The following is a 20,379-nucleotide window of genomic DNA, read 5'->3' as shown; positions in this document are numbered from 1 at the left end:
GTGCAAGGATTGCGTCAGCCTCAACCTTCTCAAGTTCCCTCAACTTTTTCAACTATTTTCAAGTGATTACATACCACCGATTTGTGCTGGACAATGGGTTGCGGGTATTGGTGCATGAGGATCCAAGCACACCCATGGCGGCAGTGAATGTATTGTACAATGTAGGCTCTCGCGACGAGCAAGCCGATAAAACGGGGTTTGCGCACCTCTTTGAACACCTCATGTTTGGAGGCTCGGCCAACATTCCCGATTTTGACGACCCCTTGCAATTAGCAGGTGGCGACAACAACGCTTTTACCAACAACGATTTTACCAATTTTTACGAAGTACTGCCAGCTCAAAACCTGGAAGTGGCTTTTTGGTTGGAGTCAGACCGGATGTTGAGCCTCAACTTCGACCCCCAGGTACTGGAAGTGCAGCGCAAGGTCGTTGTCGAAGAATTTAAGGAGACTTGCCTCAACCAGCCCTATGGCGACATGTGGCACCACCTCTCCGAAATGGCCTATCAAACCCATCCCTACCGTTGGCCGGTGATCGGGCAAGTGCCGGAGCATGTGGAAAGTGCTACCATGGAAGACGTGCAGGATTTTTACTTTAAACACTACCGCCCCAACAACGCCATCTTGGCGGTTTGTGGCAATGTAAGTTTGAAGCAGGTAAAAAAACTGGCGCAAAAATGGTTCGGCGACATCCCTGCTGGGGATATCCCTGAGCGGAAAATTGACTACGAAGCACCTCAACGCAAACTCCAGGAAAAAATCCAGGAAACCAACGTACCCGTTGACGCACTTTACCTGGCCTTTCATTGCCCCGAGCGTTTGCACCCGGATTATTACATCACCGATCTGTTGTCGGATGTATTGAGTAATGGGCCTTCTTCCCGCTTGTATCGGCGTTTGCTGAAGGAAAAACAGTTGTTTTCTCAAATCGACGCCTACATCACTGGTACGGTTGATCCGGGTTTGTTCCTCATTGAGGGCCGACCCTCCGAAGGAGTAAGTTTGGAAGACGCCGAAGCGGCCATTTGGGAAGAATTACAATTGCTCGTCGATCAGCCCATTGCGGAAGACGAATTGCAAAAATGTAAAAATCGCGCCGAAAGTGCCCTGATTTTTTCGGAACTGAGCGCCCTGGGCAAAGCCATGAACCTGGCCTTCTTCGAACTGCTGGGCGACGCTGACCTGATCAATAAGGAACCGGAACTGTACGAAAAAATCACCGCAGCAGACATTCACCGCCTGGCTCAACAATTGTTCCGCACCGAAAATTGCAACAAGTTGTACTACAAGGCGATTCCTGGAGCAGCAGCAATGGCTGGGTTTTCCGGGGGTATGGATGATGACGATGATGACGACTATTAAATAATGAGTGAAAAGCGAAAAGTGAAAAGTGAAAAGCTGGCTGCCGCAGTGGCTTTAACCATGTCGCTGCGGCAGCCAATTTTTCACTTTTCACTTTTCACTTTTCACTTTTCACTCATCACTCACTTATACCTTTTCCCATGCTTAATCACCATATCCACATCCTGCAATAAGTTGATGTAGCGCAGCACATCGCCCCGCACGCCGATGATGTCCGCGTATTTGCCTTCCGTTACCGTTCCGACCTGATCGGCTACCCCGTGAAACAGCGCGGGCCAATACGTCGCCGCCCGAATGGCGTACATCGGGTCTACGCCCAGGTGATTCACCCACACATCCAATTCGTTCCAGGTCGATTGGCTGTGAAATTTCATCGGAATCCCACTGTCGGTCCCAATCAGCAATACTACCCCTGTCTCTTTCAATTGTTGGAATTTTTTGGCCAAAGTAGGCTGCCGCATGGGCGTCAATTGGAAATAAGCCATGCGGTCGGGGTGTTCTATCGATTCCTTGATGTCAGCAATAATCGAATCGGGTAAACCCAGGTGCCAGGAAGGATCGTCCAGTTTTTCCCGATTGTCGCGGTTGTAGGTGTAATTGTACAAACCCTCGATGGTGGGCGTCCAAAAGAGCGGGCCGAGGCTCATCTGAGCGGTGCGCTCTTTGATTTGATTCAAAATGTCGTTGGGGTATTCCGGGGCCGAAGAGAGGCCGGTGTGTTCAAAACAATCCACTCCAACCTTGAGCCCGCGGCGAATCTCTTCGGGGCGGTGCGCATGCCCTACCACTTTCAACTTGTTTTTGTGCGCCTCGTCCACCACGGCGGTCAGCTCTTCCATGGTCATTTGGTCGTGGTCGATGAGTTTGATGCAATCCACTCCTGCCTTAGCCAGTTTACGCACCTTGTTGCGGGCATCTTCCGCGCCATTTACCCCCCAGCGGAACAGCTCCGTGCCGGGATAAGGTTCTTTTTGGATAAAAGGGCCGGAAACATAAAGTGTAGGTCCATCCAGTTTGCCCGCATTGATGGCGTCGCGTACGGCAATGGATTCTTCGAGTGGAGCCCCCAGGTCCCGAGCCGAAGTCACCCCGGCCATGAGCAATTGTTTGGCCGAAGAAGGCATGATCACACTGCCAAATAGCTTGGGGTACTTTTTGTCCCAATGGGTGTAGTTGCTGTGCCCGTTGATCATGAGGTGTACGTGCATGTCCCATAGGCCCGGAAGTAAGCTCATGCCCTCCGTGGAAATGATTTCAGCACCCGCCGGAATCTCAATCTGACCGACCTGACCAATTTTGAGGATTTTTTCGCCTTCAATGATGATGACGCTGTTGCGGATAGGGTGGCTTCCGTAGCCATCAATGAGGGTACCGCCCACGAGGGCTTTCAGGTTTTTTTGTTGGGCAAAAACGCCAATACCGCCCAGGAGCAGCAGGGCAGTGAGGAGTAAACGGTTTTTCATACCAATCACAGGTTGTTGAGCCTGTAAAATACAAAAGGAAAGGGAAGTTGAGATGTTTGAAGAAACAAGAGTTGATCTGAATAATAGGCATCTTTGATGCTGAATCTGAGGTGATTCCTTGAGTGTCTTAGGTTTCTTAGGTGGTGAAGAAAAAAGCCTGCGTAGCAGGCAGTGTATTTTTCACCACCTAAGAAACCTAAGACACTCAAGGAATCACCTCAGAAATGATACGCCAAAGGCGCTTGCAGGTATCGCAGTGATTCAGCTTTCTTTAACCGGCTTCCGCCCCCACCAACTCGCCAAAATCGACCCCGTAATGTTCATAATCGGCCCAAACAGCGCAGCGGCTAAACCCACCGTAGCCAATTTCCCCATTTGATTGGCCAATCCTGAGGCCAGCCCTCCATTTTGTAAACCCACTTCAATGGCTACCGTACGACAATCTTGCTCGGGCATGCGGAAGAGTTTGGCTGCCGAGTAACCCAAAATAAAACCACTAATATTGTGGATCAATACAGCTACAATCAGCAGTCCTCCTACATTGAGCAGTGACTGTTGCCCTGCCGCAATGATGATCAATAGAATGAAGGCAATACCCGCCATCGAAATGAGCGGAAGGTAGTCCTTGAGCCAATCGGCGAACTTTTTAAAAAATTGGTTGATGATAAACCCAATGCTCAGCGGGATGATGATGATTTTGGTGATGTCCCATACCATGCTCCAAAAATTGATTTCAATAAACTGGCCAGCCAGGTATTTCATCAACAAAGGAGTCATTATGGGTGCAAGCAGAGTGGCGAAAGTGGTAATCGTAATAGAAAGCGCTACATTGGCTTTGGCGATGAGTGCCATGACATTGGAGGCCAGGCCGCTGGGAGAAGAACCAATGAGGATGACGCCAGCTGCAATTTCAGGTGGAAAGTTAAACAGGCTGGCAATCGTAAACCCTAAGGTAGGCATGATGAGAAACTGGCAACAAATCCCAATGATGACTGCTTTGGGGGTTTTAATGATGCCCACAAAATCATCAAAAGTCATTGTTGTACCCATGCCAAACATAATCACTTGCAGCAGGGGCATGATGAGCCTGGACAATTTGTAATCGCCAACCATTGTGAAATACTGTGGAAAAAACATTCCAGCGCTGACTACAGCAAAAATGACCGTGGTGTAAGCGTAACCCTTCAGCGAGGGAATATCACGCATCCCCAAAGCTGCAACCAGAAAACCAATGATCAAAAGTGGCCCAGTAAAGCTAGATTGACCAATCAAGTAACTCAGTAATGCAAGTGCCAAACCCGCCAGACCAGCATAAAGCAAATACCGTGAAAACGCTCCCATAACGATTTAGGTGTAATTGTTGTGATCAAATAAAGGTAGAGACGCGATACATCACGTCTCTACAGCTGATGCCCCAAGTGGATGCATCAAATTTTGGTTAAATATGCAGAGAATAAATGAATGCTGTTTCTCTGGATGTTGCTAAAGATCAAACTAGCTCCACAAACGATCCCAGGAGCGGAATTGGTCCCACTCAGGAGTTGGTTTGAAGTAACTTTGGTCTTCTGGATCGAGGTGTTTTTTCACTTCCTCGTCATTGAGGTCGACCCCAAGTCCCGGCCGCTCGGGTACATTGGCAAAGCCGTTTTCAATCATTGGTACATCGGTCTTTTTGACCAAATTATCCCAATAAGCCAGATCTACCGAGTGGTGTTCGAGCGCTACAAAGTTTTGAGTAGCCGCCGCACAATGCACATTGGCCATGAAGGAAATGGGGGTGCCCGCAAAGTGCATGGCCATGGCTACGCCGCGTTCTTCGGCATAATCCCCGATTTTTTTGGTTTCTAACAAACCGCCTGAACTGGCCAAATCGGGATGCACCAAATCCACCGCACGATGGTCGATCAACTTGATGAATTCTTCTTTGAGGTAAATATCCTCACCAGTGATTGTCGGCGTTTCGATGGCTTGCGAAATTTCCTTCCAGTCTTCCGTGAATTTCCAGGGAATCAGGTCTTCCAACCAGGCGAGGCGGTATTTTTCTACTGCTCTACCCAAACGAATGGCGTTGTTTTTGTCAAAATGCCCGTAGTGATCCGACGCCAGTGGAACCTCATAGCCAACTGCGTCACGCACCTTGCCCACATAGTCCGCGAGCAATTCAAGCCCTTTGTCGGTGATTTGTACTTGAGTAAAAGGGTGTTCCGTACCCCCATAAGTCATTTGGGTGTTTTCCCATTGCCGGCTGATGTCCCAAAAATTGCTATTCACAACGGTACCTGGCACCTTCGCCAGGGACTCAATCCCAAAGTCCATTTTTAAAAAAGTGTAACCCTTGCCTTCAACTCGTTCTTTCATTTTGGCCGCAAATTGAACAGGATCGTTCATCCGCGGCGTATCGGCATAGAGGCGAACTTTGCTGCGGTACTTACCTCCCAATAGTTGATAAGCAGGAACATTGTAGGCTTTACCCGCCAGGTCCCAGAGCGCCATTTCCACTGCACATACCCCGCCGGCCTGCCGTCCGTGGAAACCAAACTGCTTGATCTTTTTAAAAATCATTTCCACATTGCAGGGATTCATGCCCATGATGCGGCTTTTGAGGAAAAGTGCATAACGCCAGTTTGCGCCATCACGTACTTCACCCAAACCATAAATCCCCTGATTGGTGTCGATGCGAATAACCGGACAGCGCCCGCCACCATTCATCACCACCGCATAACGCATGTCGGTGATCTTCAAATCACTCGGTGCTGAGGCTCTGCTCACTTTTTGGGTGGAATATTCGATGGTTTGGGTAATGGGTGCATTCATAAATGCGCCCAGGGCCAAACCTCCAAAACCAACATTGCGGATAAAATCACGGCGATTGGGTCCGCCTGCCGCCTCTTCTTGATCAGCAGCATTGGGCATAGGATCGGTCAGCCCGAACTTTTGCAGGTAACGTTGAGCAGGTGTTGTCATGTTCTTGTTTGCTTATTGCGAATGTGGGTATGAAAAAAGTTGAGGGAGGTGGAGGGAGGTTGAGAAGGTTGAGGTTACCACGAGCGCCATTGTCAACGTCGCTCGCGGTAGCCTCAACCTTCCTCAACCTCCTCAACTTTCTCAACTACAAGAATACTACCAGGTACGATCTTTCATATAAGCGTCGAGTTCGGCGCGGGTCATCGGGAGTTTGTCTTTTTGGGTATCAAGCCAGCCGATGAAGTCTTTTTTGATGTCGTCGGTCCATTGGCGGTCAATTTGCCCAGGGGTGAATTTGCCTTCGCGCAGGCGCTGGTGGCCAAAAGCATCGCGAAGCGCTACAAACTCGGCATTGAGCACCAGATCTTCCAGCAAATGTGGCGGAATAAATACAATGCCTCCTTTTTTTGCCAAAACTGCATCGCCCGGCAACACGGTAGCGCGACCAATGCGGATCGGGTTGTTGATGGAAGCCAGCATCATTTGTTGGATGTAGGAAGGGTCGTAACCTTTCATCCAGGCCGTGAATCCATCAATTGCTTCAAGTCCTTCCACATCACGGACGGAGCCATAAAAAATCACCCCATTTTTGGATTTGGCGTAGATGGAATTGCCCAGGTTGTCGCCAATCAGGGTGCCATCCACAATTTTGCCATAACTGTCGGCAATGTATACGTCACCGGGTTTGAGCACGTCGATGGGCCAGGAGTTGGTGCCGCCAATGCGGCCTTCTTTCTCCCCAGCCGCTTTGATGATTTTGTCCCATTCCGGGCGCAAAGGCATGTATTGTGCAGTAACTGCCCGACCAACCAAGACCTGATCTGGCCGCAGCAGCATCCAGTCTCCTTCAAATTGATTGTGGTAACCTTTGTTGCGCAGGTACCCCCAGGCTTCTTCCAGCGAGACTTTTTTCAGCCGCTCCATGAATTTGTCGCTGGTTTTGGGGCGCCCATCCGCCATCCGTTCCCCTTTCCATTCGGGGGTGAGGGCGATGATTTGATCTTTAGTGGGCGTAATTTGTTGGGCGTGAATACTAAGGCAGGAAAATAAAACCAGTGCCAATAGCACCAGTTGATTGCGCTTTATCATACGATCTGAAAGATTGGCGGCGTTGTTGCAAGCTTTTGAATGTACATCACTTACTCACAACAACGCCATTGGATGAAACCAAATAACAAAACAAAGTAATCGAATACAAATGTAGCAAAGTCCAAACTATCTAACTTCTATTTATGCTTAGCGGCGAATTTTGTACTTTTTTTATAGGCAAATGCTTTTGTTTTATTTTGAAAACCCAGCAACATGCATTTTGAACTAAAAATCAAAGACTACGTCCGCGCACTCGTATGATCCGCAGTAATCACCCATTTCCCCTGGATTTTTTTCCAAATCAAGATAAAATACCCCCCTGGCGCGTCGTTTTTGCGCTTCAAATCCCAGGTACCCACCAGAAAAACCGACTTTTTACTCAGTTTTTCCATACTGACGATCCCGAAAGTAAGTTGGCCCATGGCATCCCGGTCAGGATACCGGCGCTTGTAGCCATCCAGGGTTTGTTGCCAGCCTTTGGTGACACCCGTAGCGCCGATGAACTGGAGTTGATCCGATTTCCAGTACACTTCCATAAAGGCAGGAATGTAGCCTTTGTTCCAGTCGACTTCTTGCTGCTTTAGAGCGGCGCGGATTTGGGCAAAGTCGGCGTCTTCCTGAGCGGTCAGGCTATACCCGAAAATCAAAAAGAAGCAGGTAAATAGTGTTTTCATGTTCAGCTGTTTATTTTAAAACGCAAATGCAATCCCAAACGCAGTTGTCAAATTGGCGTTTTTCCGATTCCTTACCACCAGGCTTTCATAAATGTAATCCACATCAATATTGACCGCAAACTGGTCTGAAATAGGCAGGGCAAAACTTACAATCGCCCGCAGGATGTGGTTGGTTTTGTCTTGCCGCACCCAGGGAATGTATTGCAAATCGTGGGAGATATTCAGTTTGTCGCCCAAGGTCGCATAGGTTCCTTTCAAGGTCAGCACATAGAGGAATTTTTCAAAACTCAATTCCCGAGCCAGGTCAAAGGTAGTCCGGTAGTAATAAACGGAGTTCAATACCACCAAATCCGACTTTGGGGTTTTAAAGGCTCGCCAGGCTATGCCCGGGCCAATTCCGATCCGATCCTTGATGGCCCGCAATGTCGTTGCTTCAAAACGCCCACTGACATTGGGAAAAAAGCGTTTTTTGTACCAGAGGTCTGCGGATAGTTCCGAGAGCACATCGTTTTGATACACCGTTTGGTCGTAGCGGGAATACATGTACTGTACGAAAGAACTGATTGTTACATTCGAACTTTCCAGGGCGGGACTGAATTGACTAACAATGCTGCTGGATTGCAGGTTGCCACTTTGAAAGGACATGTCGAGGCCCAGCTCACCGCTGAACTGCCATTTGGAAGCCTTGGTTGTAGTATCGGTTTGGGCATGGCTGAGTACAGCAAAGGCCACACAAGCCAAAAGGGTAAGGTGTGTTTTCACGGCAATAGGCATTTAGGTTCGTTAACGAAGTTAGTTATTTAAATCTAAATGCCATACGACTCGATATTTTTACTTATTGAAAGCGAAGGACATGAATTGCCTCCAGCTTTAGCTGGTGGATAGGGGCATTCCCTCTTGATTGGGCTTTAGCCCAAGTTTCAATTTTCAAGCTAGGGCTAAAGCCCAAAACTAGTATTCACTTCTTATCCACCAGCTAAAGCTGGAGGCAATTCATGTCCTCCAAGCAAAATGTTAGTAGGGTGCCCAAATGTTTACCCCTTTTTAAACCTCCGCTTTTTTCAACAAATCTACCAACTGCCATACGTCCTCATAGGAATTGTACATCGGAGTAGGTGCAACCCGGATGACTCCCGCTTTCTCCCCTTTTTCACCCGGCAAATTGTGCTCCCGCCAATCGCAGATCACCCCGTTTTTTGCCAAATAATCAAATAGTGCCTTGCCTTCTGGGCCAGTTAAAATGGACAATTGAGCACCCCGCTGCGCAGGGTCTCGCGGGGTAATGATGCTAAACCTGGGGCGATCAGCATTGAGCACATCAATCAGGTATTCCAGATACGCTGTCAAGTGTTGACTTTTGGCCCGCAAAGCTGGCATGGTAGCCTGCATGAACAAATCATGGCTGGCTTTCATGGGAGCAAAGGCCAGAATCGGCGCATTGCTCAGTTGCCAGCCTGCCGCACCAGGAATGGGATCAAAACCTTTTTCCATCAAAAAACGCCGCTCCTCGTTGTGCCCCCACCAACCAGCAAAGCGAGGCAGCTCTTTGTTGTACGCATGATTGGCATGGATGAAAACACCACCGAGCGCTCCCGGTCCTGAATTGATGTATTTGTAGGTACACCACACTGCAAAATCAACACCCCAATCGTGCAAGTGCAAGGGGACATTGCCCGCAGCGTGTGCCAGGTCAAAACCCACATAAGCGCCTGCATCATGCCCTGCTTTGGTAATGGCGGGCATATCGTACACTTGGCCAGTGTAGTAGTTGAGCCCGGCAAAAAGCACCAGCGCCGTTTGAGGGCCGTGCTGCTTGATGGCGGCCAGGATGTCTTCGGTATGCAGCAGCATTTCTCCCGGGCGGGGTGCCACTTCCACAATGGCTTCGGCGGGGTCGTAGCCATGCCAGCGCACTTGGGTTTCGATGGCGTATTGGTCGGAAGGGAAAGCCCCGGCTTCCATGATGATTTTGAAACGTTGGGCATTTGGCCGATAAAAACTCACCATCAACAAGTGCAAGTTGACCGAGAGGGTATTCATCACGATGACTTCATCCTCCTGCGCACCTACGATGTGGGCAGAGGCAGGGGCGAGCGCTTTGTGGTACTGCGTCCAGGGCAATTCGCCTTCGAAATGGCCTTCTACCCCCAGTTCTTGCCAGCGTTGCAGTTCGGTTTCGATGCAGGCTCGGGCTTGTTTGGGTTGTAAGCCCAGGGAATTGCCACAGAAATACAGGCAATTGTGGCCTTGATGTTGGGGGAAAAGGTATTGGTCACGAAAGGAGCGCAGGGGATCTTGAGCATCCATTTGGCGGGCGTAATCGAGGGTGGGTTGAAAGGACATTTGGTTTGGTTTAAGGCGAAAAATCTGGCATTGCATCGAAGAACAAACATAAAAATTGTAACTTGGTTGAAGGAGTTTCTTCCAGATTAAAATGAAGGAATCTTCTTACCCTTGCTTCTCTTGAGGCTGGAAATACTGTGCCACTAGTAAAAGCGTCTCACTGATACAAACCTGAAGACATTGAATCAGCGTTGCGCCCTAGAAGTTAAAAGGGAAGACTTCAACTATCAAGGAAAAAACCTTCTGGAACAAATCATAGAAAAACTCCGGTTTACATTAAAAAATACACATGATCATGAGAAAATACAAATACATTTTATGTTCACTTGGAGTTTTGTTAATACTGTTTTCTGTTTGGTTCTTTTATCTAAGAACGGCTAGAGAAGAAAGGCTAATAAAAAGAGGGGATGCCCTTGTAAAGAGGATAGAGGTTTTTAGATCAGAGCATAACAGATTGCCCAATTCTTTAGAAGAAATCGAGATTGAAGAACTGGACGGAAGGGATGTGCTATATTACGATAAAAGAGATAGTTTATATTACACAGTTTCTTTTGGAACATCTTTGGGTGAATCAAAGCTTTATTATTCAGATACTAAAAAGTGGGAGGATAAATACAGAGAAATAAAACCTTTACTCCGCTAGTCCAAGTCTTTCGAAATTAATAGGGAAGACTTCAACCAGCAGCAGGTGGTATCTGCTACTTAGTATATTTTCCCCGCTGGTGCAAGTTTTTCAAAATCAAGCAAACACATCGAGTTGTCGCTGGTACAGGTCTGGAGACATTGTACCAGCGTCGCGCCTTAGGATAATGGGAAGACTTCAAGTAGCAGGAGTTCATCCCTCATTACCCCTCCTTCCCCTCACGCTGATAATACCGCACCAAAACATACTTCCAAAACGTAAACCAAGCCGTCGACGAACAAATAATCAAGCCATACAATCCATCCTTATATCCCCGCTTCAGGACATACATTTTGAAAAACTTGAACCAGGGATTGATCCATAGTTTGATCCAGGAACTGCCTTGACCTTGTCGAACCAACTCTTTGGCCCCAATGTCGGCGTACTTGTACAACATGTCAAAGTGCTCCTTGATGCTGTTGGCCGTATAATGCAACAAGTCGCCCTTGAGGTGTTGCATTTTTACCCCAGCTTGCATTTCATAACGGTCGTGAGGATTGGCCCCCGACCATTGCCCCAGGCGGGAATCCCAGAGGCGCAATTTGCGGTCGGGATACCAACCACTGTGGTGAATCCATTGGCCGCAGTAGTTGTTGAGGCGATTGAAAGAATAGCCCTGCACCGTCCAGTTTTTTTTGACGGCCAAAATCGACTGCCTTAGTTCTTCGGATAAAGCTTCGTCGGCATCCAGGGACAAAACGTAGGGGGAGCTGGCTTGGGTAATGGCCCAATTTTTCTGCTGAATATGCCCTGCAAAAGGGTGCTGAATGAACCTTACACCGTATTGTGCACAAATGGCTTCGGTCCGATCACTGGAGTAAGAATCAACTACAACGATCTCATCCGCAACATCTTGCAAAGACAAAATGCAACGTTCAATGTTTTTTTCTTCATTAAAAGTAATGACAACTGCGGATAATTGGATCATGTGTCGTTTGTCTACAAAAAAATGCCGTTCAAAGGTAGAACTTACTTTTTACCAAACATAAATTGATTTCGTGCATTATAAGCTGTAATTTGTAAAGGTTTAGGAGGTTGAGGAAGGTTGAGAAGGTTTAGGCTACCGCGAGCGACTTAGACAAGGACTTTGTCAAAATCGCTCGCGGTAGCCTAAACCTTCTCAACCTCCTAAACCTTCTCAACTTTTCCTAATATCGAATAGACAACCAACCTATCACTCATGGCAGAATTTACACTTAAAGTCAATGGGACAAAATACAAAGTGGAGGCCGCTGCAGATACGCCTTTGCTCTGGATTTTGCGCGACCACCTGGGCCTTACTGGCTCAAAATACGGTTGTGGTATTGGCCAGTGTGGCGCTTGCACCGTACACATCAATGGCGAATCCATGCGTTCTTGCGCCTTACCCGTTTCGGCGGTAGGCAAAGCACAGGTCATCACGATCGAAGGTTTGTCCAAAACGGGCGAACACCCCGTTCAGCAAGCCTGGCAAGAAGTAGATGTCCCCCAATGTGGCTATTGCCAGGCGGGACAAATCATGAGCGCCGCCGCACTGCTCAAAAAAAATCCCAAGCCTTCTGATGCCGACATCAACTCGGCCATGGCGGGCAACATTTGCCGCTGTGGCACGTACAACCGCATTCGGGAAGCCATTCACGTAGCCGCTAAAAAAGTTAAATCATGAGCACACCCTCTATTCAATTCGATCGCCGCTCCTTCCTCAAGGTTACCGCGACCACTGGTGGCGGGATGATGCTGGGATTAAGCTGGGCTGCCAGCGCTGCAGAAATCAGTGAGTCACCATTCATGGAGGCAATGACCTTCAATGCTTTTGTGAAAATCAGTCCCGAAGGAGTGATCACCATTATGTCACCCAACCCGGAATGTGGCCAGAACATCAAAACGGCCATGCCCATGTTGGTAGCCGAAGAACTGGACTGCGACTGGAGCAAAGTAGTGGTTGAACAAGCCGGGCTCGACGCCAGCAAATATACCCGTCAGGTTGCCGGGGGTAGCGGTTCCACTCCTGCATCCTGGAAGCCATTGCGCACCGCTGGAGCAACCGCCCGTCAAATGTTGATCAATGCCGCTGCCAAACGCTGGAGTGTCAGCCCTGGCGAATGCAGCACCAGCAATGGCGTGGTCCTGCACACTGCTTCGGGCAAAAAAGCCACTTACGGCGAACTGGCCGCTGAAGCCGCCAAAATGGAAGTGCCCAAAGACGTGCCACTGAAAGCAGTGAAGGATTTTAAAATCATTGGCCAATCGCTCAAGGCGGTTGACAACAAAAAAATCTTTACGGGCAAGCAGGAGTTTGGTCTCGACTTCAAACGCGAAGGAATGCTTTACGGCGTAGTGGCCCGTCCACCCGCCTTTGGCATGAAGATCAAATCGGTGAACGACAGCCGCGCCAAAACCATGTCGGGCATCAAGCAAGTCATTCGTTTTGGCAATAAAGTAGCTGTACTCGGTACATCCACCTGGGAAGTCCTCAAAGCCCGCGAACGCCTTAGCATCGAATGGGAAGTGGATACCAAACTGGAAAGCTCCGCCGATCACGATGCAAAAATGGCCGAACTGCTAGGGAAACCTGTAGAAAAGCCACAACGCAAGGATGGCGACGCGCTGGCACAGTTTGAAGGAGCACACAAAGTCATCGAATCCAAGTTCGAAGCGCCATTTTTGCCCCATGCACCCATGGAGCCCATGAACTTTTTTGCCGATGTCCGCGAAGACCGTGCTGAATTGATCGGGCCAACTCAAAATCCAGGCTCGGTGCTGCGGGCGGCCGCACAAGCTACAGGCCTACCGGAAGCCAAAATCAGCGTGATGATGACGCGGATGGGTGGTGGTTTTGGTCGCCGCTTGAATGCCGACTTTGCTGCTGAAGCTGCGGAGGTTTCCAAATTGGCCAAAGCACCGGTCAGAATCATGTGGACCCGGGAAGACGACATGACGGGAGGGATTTACCGCCCGGCTTGCCACTACCTTTACCGGGCGGCACTGGATGCTCAAGGCAATGTGAAGGCAATGCACGTGCGTGGCGCTGGCCTGAACGTAGGCAACCCACTGCGGGAAAACAACTTCCCGGCAGGTGCGCTGGAGCACTTCCTGGCTGAAGGGCACAACCAACAAAGCAACATTACTACTGGCCCCTGGCGGGCGCCTGTACACAACTTTCTGGCCTTTGCAGAGCAAAGCTTCCTGGATGAGATCGCTGAGGCTACGGGTAAAGATCCCGTACAATTGCGTCTGGATTGGTTGGCACAGGCTGAAAAATCACCAGTGGGCAACGTGCCTTACAAAATTGATCGTTTCCGCAATACCATTGAGTTGGCGGCGAAAAAAGCCAATTGGGGCAAGGCCCCAGCCGGGGTATTCCAGGGCTTCAGTGCTTACTTCTCCTTCAATACCTACGTAGCACAGGTGGTGGAGGTAACGCTGGAAGCTGGTCAACCCAAAATCAAACGGATGATTTGTGCTGTAGACTGCGGTGTGGTGATCAACCCGGAACACGCCATCAATCAAATTGAAGGCGGCCTTGTGGATGGGCTTGGCCATGCCATGTTCAGCAACATGACCTTCAAGGATGGTGTGCCAGATCAGACCAATTACGATACTTATCGCACCATCAAGATGGGCGATACGCCACCAGTGGAAGTCTATTTCGTAGAAAATGAACTGGATCCAACGGGCCTGGGTGAGCCGGCTTTGCCCCCACTTTCGGCGGCCTTGGGGAATGCGATTTTCAAAGCGACGGGTATTCGTTTGCGCAAGCAGCCATTTAGTTTGAATGGTTTGCGGAACGTGTAAGCGATTCAGGAGTTGAAAAATAAAAGGGACGGAAGTAGCCAATTGGTCATTTTCCGTCCCTTCTTTTTTGAATTAATGCACTAGTATTGTTCGTTTTTTGGCGTTAAGCTGCTCAAAGTGGTCTGAAAAACATACTTTGAGCGGATTAGCGCATCACTATTCCGCTCAAAGTCATTTTTTGTACAACTTATTTCTTCCGAATCAACCGATCATACATCCTTCCCACCGCATAAAACGGCTTCTCATCGGCAGCGCTCATATTTTCCAGGGTCCACAAATTCAAGGTATCGCCACGTTTGCTCCAGGCCAGCGGAAACATTTCTTGCCCTTCAGCAGAGAAATAAATCAGATTGCTCCCATCTTCGGCAGCTGCAAGGTCACCTCCAAGCGCGGTTTGGTAATATTTATACGCTCCAAAACCTTTGACGCTGCCATCGGCATTTATTGTAACCGGAGCCGTAGCATCGTCGCGACCAAAAGGATTTTCTCGCGTGTACGTACCGGCCAGGTGTTTGCCCACCAGCCGTGTAGCCGATCCACGCGTATCATGTTCGTGATTTTCAGCAGGCTCAAAATGGATTTCCTGCCCTTCTTCGAGCCATCCGACAAGCGCAATGTCGTTATCAGCTACCTGCTTGACTTTAAACACCGCATCCCCTAGCATCTCGCCACTAATTTCGATGGTTTTGTCGTCAATGGCATGGTACACGCAATAAGCCGCTTCAAAATCACAACTGATGATGATCACTGAATCAGCACTTGTAAATTGCAATTCCATACAGTTGGAAGTCACCAAAGAGTCACTATCGGCATTAAGCGCCTGGATGAAGGAACTCGTCACCCAATACGGAGTAGCCGTGAAGGCAGGAGTTTCAGCCTTTTTAGGCGCTACATTTTGACATGCCTGACCGAGGGTTACAGCTAAACATAACAAGCACAAAATTTTAGTTATTCTCATGACAATAAATTGATTTTCAAATATTTATTAAATTTATTGACTTAATCCCGCTTAAAGCTATACACCAACTTCCCCTTCGCCTCCGGTGCCGTATTCGTCAGAATAATCCGCCGTACGGGTTTGCTGTCCCATTTGGTTTTGAAGCTGCTGTATTCCATTCCTTCGGTGGAAGGCAATTCGGTTGTAGCGGTCCATTTTTTGGCATCGTAACGCAGGGTCATGCTCAGAAACCCATCCGAAATGATGATTTTCCCTGCTTCAACGAGGTTCACATCACCCACGGTCATAAAAACCTGTTGCAGCGATTTGGGCTTTTGTTTGAGCAGGTACTCGTCGGTAAGTTCTACCTCGTCCTGATTGCGCTTGAGCAGTACAGTGCGGTTCCAGCTTTGGATGCCAGCTTCGGCGGGGTACGCGCTGGCAATGTCCATACTCATGCCACTTTCTTTGGGAGTCATAATCCGGCTGACATTTTTTGCCGCAAATTCCTGGCCGCTTTTTTGCCCCAGACCATTGATGATCGGTAGATTGTGGTGCTCGGACTGGGTAAACCACAACTCGTACCGCTTGCTCGAAAAGGTACGAGCAGTGTAATTCCCTCGCCCGGCGTCGACAATCATGGGTTTGCCGTTGAGGTAGATGATGAAGTCCCCTACATCGTTGTGGTTGTGGCTTTCGGCATTGTGCCCACCGTGTGCGGCGAGGTACATGCCGCTGGCATTGCGGGTGGTCATCACTTGAATGTCGGCAAACCAGGCATCTGGCGCAGGCGTGTAGCTAAAATTGTTGTTGGCTAGTTGTACAATACTCAGGATGTTGTTGAGTTTGCGGGGCCGATGGTAACCGGAAACGGCAGTTGAAGCTGCCGGAAAGGTTTTGAAAGCCCATTGCCCAAATTGTACCATGGTTTCATCTTTAATGGCCTTGCCAAAACGGTACAACATCAAGCCATCGGGGGTCAACTTGGGATCCGCATCGGCAAAGTTGACGAAGTAATTGTCGGCAATGTGCGTTTTGTACACATACGAGGCCATTTTTTTAATTAAAGGGTCGCCGTAAATGTCAATTTTCCCATTGGTAGCACTGGTGTAGAGCTCCAAACAATCGTAAGCCGAAGCCCCCGCAGCAAACCAATAACTCGGCCCTTCATCACAACCACCGTCATCTCCCAGGCTATTGAGGTAACGATCGAGGCCACGCATGGAATGGTGCAACATTTCAGCACGTTGTTTTTCGTCTTTTTCCAGGAGTAAAATGGCCGTGATCCAGTTGGACATGATCCAGGGATTCCAGTTGTTGACGGGGCGGGTTTGGCTCATCCAGCCATATTTGTCGCCATTTTTGGCCATTGGGGTGAAGATGCGTTGCTTGGTTTCGTAATAGATCCGGCTGCGCAGCAGGCGATTGATTTTGTCTAATTTTTCACCCACAAAATAATCGGTGAAGGCCAACACTGCAGCAGTTTCAGCGGCGAACAGGTCGACTACTGGATTCTCCACATCCGGCAGACCAGTACTGCTAATGTGGGCCGGAACCCCCCAATAACTTTCTTCACAGATCGACCAAACCCCATTCATGATGGCTTCGGTGAAACGCCCCTGGTTTTCGAGGCTTTCGGCCAGGACCAGGTTCATCAGGGCATTGCGTTTACCCATGGAGACGTTGCTGTGTTGCTGGCGGTCGCCCGAGCGCACGAAGTCGAGGGAGGTGCTTGCAGAAATGGGTTCAAACTTGTATTTGAGCGCGGTTTCGCCCGTTTTGATCAATTTGTTGAAGGTGGAATCGGGGAGTTTTTTGCGCCATTCTTCAGGCGTTAAAGGATAAGGCTTCCATTGATTTTTGGGGACCAAGGATTGTTGGACGGCCAACAGGTTGTATTTGTTGGCCAGGATGTTGCGCTGGACGACCTGTGCAAAAGACAGGTGGATAAAAACCAGCGAAAGGAAGAGCACAAAGTAGGTTCTCATTGCAGATGTCGGTTTAAACGTTTTGAGGATAAGGGGCGATAAAAAAATAAGTGTTCATTTTGCCAAAGGATTAGATAAGTAAACGGTTCATTTTAAGTGTCTTATCTGATCCTTTGGCTCAGAAAAAATGAACACTTATTTTTGCCCCGCTACTAATACACTAGCGGGCCAATCGTTGTAATTCTTTTTTGCGCAAGGCTCGATTAAAGATGGCTAAGCCGCCAATTTGACCTTTAAAAAAATTACCCATTCCCCTTTTTAATAATACGGCTCCAACTGTAAAATCTGAGCCATTATTGCCCATGCCATCGGGAAAATAATAAGGATTTTTGCTTTGGATCAGGCCGTTGGGATAACCTTCGAATCCTTTGGTGTGCTCAATCAGCTCGGGCTTGCGGGCTTCAAAAACGCCGTTTACATACGACTTCATGTAGCGCCCATCATAAGTAAAGGCGATACAAACCCATTGATTGGCAGGGACTTCCTGTTTGCTCGCGGAGTAGTCGATGGAGTATGGGAATGGAGGAGTTGGTTTGCCCCTGAGTGAAATGTGCCCACAAACCTGATTTTTGCCATTGTAATGCGGAAGGGAGACAAATAAACCATACTGGCGTTTGCCACCGTCCTGGTATTCGTTCCATAATCCACCTACGAAGCCCGTTTGTTCACCTGTCCATTTTACCCAGGCAAGGACTGTGACACCTTGTTTGGGTCCATAAATGTTTAGTGCGCCGGTAAGTGAACTGGATAGCGACAGGTAAGCGCCGCTACCGAACTGGGCAGAATAACCAGATAATGGCCCTTCGTTGATGCGTGGAAGGGTACCATCCATTTCGGCGAGTGGAAACGTCCCTTTGCCCCAGGCTTGGCGGGCTTGGCCCGACTCTTCCTTGAAGTCCCAAAGCGCAACCAAACCTTTGGAGGATTTGAGTTGCTTCGTTTTGTTTTGGGCACCTAACTTTTGAATTTGGCCCAACAAAATCCCACTCCAAATAAGTACAAAGATGAATAGGTTTCGAGTTGTTTTCATCAATTCAACGCTGCTTTTTGAGGTAAGGCCCTTGGTCATTCCATTTGACTTCGACGCACTACCAAGACAAATTTAACCTTTCGGCGTAAGTTTCACGATGACTTTGACATTTCCCGTTTGATTGGGCAAACGAAGCATCAAGCGGGAATGACCAGTGTTCAATTTTTCGGGGGCCTTTTGTACGGCGGATTCAACGCTGAATTCTGCGCCCTGAGGTGCAACAACCTCTGCTTCCAGCGTACGCGTGGTAATCGTGGCATTGCGCAAAATGGCCTTTCCTCCTTTCTGGACTTCAACGCTGTTGGCGGTCATCATTCCCCAGGCCACTTCAGTATTTTTTGTCAAAACAAACTCATCTTCGATCAAAAAAGCGCTGCGTTGGTTGATCAAACTCACTTTCCGGGTGCTTTTGCTGGCAAAATCACGGTAGGCTTCAGTCAAGTCGAGGATGGCAAAAGGTGTTGCGGCATTGAGTTCAACTTGGCTAAACTGTGCCTTGGCCAATGGGTGCTGGTTTTGGTTGCCCAGCAAGGGCACGTTGTGACTGAAGGAATTGAGGCGGTAGTAGCTCCAGCGTTGTCCATTCACCCCCATCGTCCAGTAGCCGGGCAGGTTGTAATCATCCGACCCCAAGTCTTTGGCCCAACGTACGCCGCCTGCTTCCAATTCAAAATTACCCAAATCGAGGTGTGAGTGTTCTGAGCCGTTTACCCCCCCTTTGATGCCCAACCACAGCGCTTTGGGGTCGTTCCAGGCCGAACGAAAAATGACAGCTTCTACTTTTCCCTTGAAAAACTGATCCAGCGTGCGGGGGGCGGCGGTACTGCTAGGGGCTTGATACCAAACCACGCCTAGCGGGTGCGGCAGCAAGTTGCGCGCTTTGATCACTTCGTGGTAATAGTTGGAAATATTGGCATTTTGGTAAATTTTGGCCAAAAACATAAACGCGGGAGAGGCATCCGAGCGGCTGTTTTCTCCGGCATCCGCAAAATTGAGAAAGTTGTAGTTGGGTGAAGCGCAAACCATCGGCACCAAGCCAGTTTCGCGTAGTCCGGGATACTGCTCCAAGCCTTGCATATTGCCCAGTGCTGATTCCAGGGCAGCCATGCCATAACTCAGGTATTCGGTGGCGTAACTCCAGTAGGCGGGGCCTTCGTACCACAAACCGTCTGGTGCATAGTTTTTGAGGGCAACTGAAAGATTGCTGATGGCTTTGGGGGCCAGTTCCTGGGCATAAGTAGGGTCGGTTTCAGCCAAGGCCAATGCACCGACGATCAAGCCCGTATTACAGACCTGATTCCAATTGTTTTCCGCTTTGTTCCACCACTCGCCACCACGCTTTTGGTATTCATTCAGGCCGTGTTTTTTCATGCCTTCGCGCAGGATTTCGCGGTCAGCTTTACTCAGGTCGGCATACAGCCAATCGTAACCTATGGCAACACCGTGGAGCATTTCCGCTACGTCCAAAAAATGGGAAGGGTTCCAATCGGAAAAAGCACAAACGGCTTTGAGATTGTTGAGTGCGGTGTCGAAGTACTTTCTATCACCCGTGAAACGGTAGGCGAAGGACAGGCAGTACGAGCGGATCAACAACTCCCGGCTTACTGATAATAAGCGTGGCCCAGTCAGCACCCTTTCCAAAACGGGCTTGGTCAAGTAAGAATTGGCCCGGCTGAGGCAAGCACTGATGTATTGATCGAGGAGGGCGTCAGTTTTGCGGAGTTGTTTGAGTTCTTCCAGGCGATTTTCTTGTAAAATCAAACGTGGATGCTCTTTTTTAACATCGGCTAACCAGCCCGTAAATTCTACCGGGGCAATGCTAGACTCTGGATTTTTTTTACAGGAAAAAAAACTCAGCAAGGCCAGGATGGCTATCATGAACCACCTTTTACTCAAGGGATAATTTTTCATAATCTGTTTAATTTAAAAAGCCCCTCAATGGTATTTTGAGGGGCTTCAAAAAAAATGTTTAAACAGTACTTAGTAGTGGGGCAAAAATAAGTGCTCATTTTTCCTAAGCCAGAGGACTAGATAAGACACTTAAAATGAAACGTTTACTTATCTAATCCTCTGG

Annotated in this window: 16 protein-coding genes; 4 read left to right on the top strand and 12 right to left on the bottom strand. The window is 48.8% G+C overall.

The features are described from left to right. The first annotated feature begins 62 nt into the window (after positions 1-62). A complete protein-coding gene (locus ACEW9O_RS27720; RefSeq protein WP_373553484.1) occupies positions 63-1,361 on the top strand; it encodes a M16 family metallopeptidase in 1,299 nt (432 codons plus the stop codon). 122 nt (positions 1,362-1,483) lie between these two features. On the opposite strand, the gene ACEW9O_RS27715 is transcribed toward ACEW9O_RS27720, so the two are convergent. The 7 genes from ACEW9O_RS27715 to kynU form a co-directional block, all read right to left on the bottom strand. Beyond that, entirely contained in the window at positions 1,484-2,824 is a 1,341-nt protein-coding gene (locus ACEW9O_RS27715; RefSeq protein WP_373553483.1) for an amidohydrolase family protein, read from the bottom strand. A gap of 261 nt (positions 2,825-3,085) precedes the next feature. Beyond that, positions 3,086-4,165, bottom strand: coding sequence for a bile acid:sodium symporter family protein (locus ACEW9O_RS27710; protein ID WP_373553482.1), 1,080 nt, complete (start codon positions 4,163-4,165; stop codon positions 3,086-3,088). 153 nt (positions 4,166-4,318) lie between these two features. Next, positions 4,319-5,788 carry a mandelate racemase/muconate lactonizing enzyme family protein gene (locus ACEW9O_RS27705; protein ID WP_373553481.1) on the bottom strand — a complete coding sequence of 490 codons (1,470 nt, stop codon included), beginning with the start codon at positions 5,786-5,788 and terminating at the stop codon, positions 4,319-4,321. A 156-nt stretch (positions 5,789-5,944) separates the two neighbouring features. Next, positions 5,945-6,877, bottom strand: coding sequence for an RraA family protein (locus ACEW9O_RS27700; RefSeq protein WP_373553480.1), 933 nt, complete (start codon positions 6,875-6,877; stop codon positions 5,945-5,947). A gap of 239 nt (positions 6,878-7,116) precedes the next feature. Beyond that, positions 7,117-7,551 (bottom strand): DUF4440 domain-containing protein, encoded by a 435-nt coding sequence (locus ACEW9O_RS27695; RefSeq protein WP_373553479.1) that lies wholly within the window; start codon positions 7,549-7,551, stop codon positions 7,117-7,119. A gap of 15 nt (positions 7,552-7,566) precedes the next feature. Then, entirely contained in the window at positions 7,567-8,313 is a 747-nt protein-coding gene (locus ACEW9O_RS27690; RefSeq protein WP_373553478.1) for a DUF481 domain-containing protein, read from the bottom strand. Positions 8,314-8,595: 282 nt separating this feature from the next. Then, complete coding sequence (gene kynU / locus ACEW9O_RS27685) at positions 8,596-9,894, bottom strand: kynureninase (protein ID WP_373553477.1); 1,299 nt, start codon at positions 9,892-9,894, stop codon at positions 8,596-8,598. Positions 9,895-10,189: 295 nt separating this feature from the next. Here kynU and ACEW9O_RS27680 point away from each other — a divergent pair, with 295 nt between their 5' ends. Next, complete coding sequence (locus ACEW9O_RS27680; RefSeq protein WP_373553476.1) at positions 10,190-10,537, top strand: hypothetical protein; 348 nt, start codon at positions 10,190-10,192, stop codon at positions 10,535-10,537. A 202-nt stretch (positions 10,538-10,739) separates the two neighbouring features. Here the strand turns inward: ACEW9O_RS27680 and ACEW9O_RS27675 are convergent, their stop codons facing one another. Further along, positions 10,740-11,504 carry a glycosyltransferase family 2 protein gene (locus ACEW9O_RS27675; protein ID WP_373553475.1) on the bottom strand — a complete coding sequence of 255 codons (765 nt, stop codon included), beginning with the start codon at positions 11,502-11,504 and terminating at the stop codon, positions 10,740-10,742. 252 nt (positions 11,505-11,756) lie between these two features. On the opposite strand from ACEW9O_RS27675, the gene ACEW9O_RS27670 reads away from it, so the two are divergent. Continuing rightward, positions 11,757-12,221 carry a (2Fe-2S)-binding protein gene (locus ACEW9O_RS27670; protein WP_373553474.1) on the top strand — a complete coding sequence of 155 codons (465 nt, stop codon included), beginning with the start codon at positions 11,757-11,759 and terminating at the stop codon, positions 12,219-12,221. Further along, positions 12,218-14,350 (top strand): molybdopterin cofactor-binding domain-containing protein, encoded by a 2,133-nt coding sequence (locus tag ACEW9O_RS27665; protein ID WP_373553473.1) that lies wholly within the window; start codon positions 12,218-12,220, stop codon positions 14,348-14,350. Before ACEW9O_RS27670 ends, ACEW9O_RS27665 begins: the two co-directional genes overlap by 4 nt. Before the next feature lie 187 nt (positions 14,351-14,537). On the opposite strand, the gene ACEW9O_RS27660 is transcribed toward ACEW9O_RS27665, so the two are convergent. The 4 genes from ACEW9O_RS27660 to ACEW9O_RS27645 all read right to left on the bottom strand — a co-directional run bounded on the left by ACEW9O_RS27660 (position 14,538) and on the right by ACEW9O_RS27645 (position 20,183). Further along, positions 14,538-15,308, bottom strand: a complete 771-nt coding sequence (locus tag ACEW9O_RS27660) for a hypothetical protein (protein ID WP_373553472.1) — start codon at positions 15,306-15,308, stop codon at positions 14,538-14,540. Between the two features lie 41 nt (positions 15,309-15,349). Continuing rightward, a complete protein-coding gene (locus ACEW9O_RS27655; RefSeq protein WP_373553471.1) occupies positions 15,350-17,275 on the bottom strand; it encodes a heparinase II/III family protein in 1,926 nt (641 codons plus the stop codon). A 160-nt stretch (positions 17,276-17,435) separates the two neighbouring features. Beyond that, the gene (locus ACEW9O_RS27650; protein WP_373553470.1) at positions 17,436-18,305 is read right to left on the bottom strand and encodes a LamG domain-containing protein; all 870 of its coding nucleotides are present in this window, start codon (positions 18,303-18,305) and stop codon (positions 17,436-17,438) included. Positions 18,306-18,377: 72 nt separating this feature from the next. Beyond that, positions 18,378-20,183: a heparinase II/III family protein gene (locus ACEW9O_RS27645; protein ID WP_373553469.1), complete on the bottom strand. Its 1,806-nt coding sequence runs from the start codon at positions 20,181-20,183 to the stop codon at positions 18,378-18,380. Positions 20,184-20,379 lie beyond the last annotated feature (196 nt).

It is taken from the genome of Haliscomenobacter sp. (assembly GCF_041740695.1).
Lineage (GTDB): Bacteria > Bacteroidota > Bacteroidia > Chitinophagales > Saprospiraceae > Haliscomenobacter.
The sequence above is the reverse complement of the archived record's forward strand: the minus strand, read 5'-3'. Positions and strand labels throughout refer to the sequence as shown.

Excerpts from the sequence above, each read along its gene's own strand:
- ACEW9O_RS27715 (WP_373553483.1), bottom strand. The coding sequence starts at position 2,824 with ATGAAAAACCGTTTACTCCTCACTGCCCTGCTGCTCCTGGGCGGTATT.
- ACEW9O_RS27710 (WP_373553482.1), bottom strand. The coding sequence starts at position 4,165 with ATGGGAGCGTTTTCACGGTATTTGCTTTATGCTGGTCTGGCGGGTTTG.
- ACEW9O_RS27705 (WP_373553481.1), bottom strand. The coding sequence starts at position 5,788 with ATGACAACACCTGCTCAACGTTACCTGCAAAAGTTCGGGCTGACCGAT.
- ACEW9O_RS27700 (WP_373553480.1), bottom strand. The coding sequence starts at position 6,877 with ATGATAAAGCGCAATCAACTGGTGCTATTGGCACTGGTTTTATTTTCC.
- ACEW9O_RS27695 (WP_373553479.1), bottom strand. The coding sequence starts at position 7,551 with ATGAAAACACTATTTACCTGCTTCTTTTTGATTTTCGGGTATAGCCTG.
- kynU (WP_373553477.1), bottom strand. The coding sequence starts at position 9,894 with ATGTCCTTTCAACCCACCCTCGATTACGCCCGCCAAATGGATGCTCAA.
- ACEW9O_RS27680 (WP_373553476.1), top strand. The coding sequence starts at position 10,190 with ATGAGAAAATACAAATACATTTTATGTTCACTTGGAGTTTTGTTAATA.
- ACEW9O_RS27675 (WP_373553475.1), bottom strand. The coding sequence starts at position 11,504 with ATGATCCAATTATCCGCAGTTGTCATTACTTTTAATGAAGAAAAAAAC.
- ACEW9O_RS27670 (WP_373553474.1), top strand. The coding sequence starts at position 11,757 with ATGGCAGAATTTACACTTAAAGTCAATGGGACAAAATACAAAGTGGAG.
- ACEW9O_RS27665 (WP_373553473.1), top strand. The coding sequence starts at position 12,218 with ATGAGCACACCCTCTATTCAATTCGATCGCCGCTCCTTCCTCAAGGTT.
- ACEW9O_RS27660 (WP_373553472.1), bottom strand. The coding sequence starts at position 15,308 with ATGAGAATAACTAAAATTTTGTGCTTGTTATGTTTAGCTGTAACCCTC.
- ACEW9O_RS27655 (WP_373553471.1), bottom strand. The coding sequence starts at position 17,275 with ATGAGAACCTACTTTGTGCTCTTCCTTTCGCTGGTTTTTATCCACCTG.
- ACEW9O_RS27650 (WP_373553470.1), bottom strand. The coding sequence starts at position 18,305 with ATGAAAACAACTCGAAACCTATTCATCTTTGTACTTATTTGGAGTGGG.
- ACEW9O_RS27645 (WP_373553469.1), bottom strand. The coding sequence starts at position 20,183 with ATGATAGCCATCCTGGCCTTGCTGAGTTTTTTTTCCTGTAAAAAAAAT.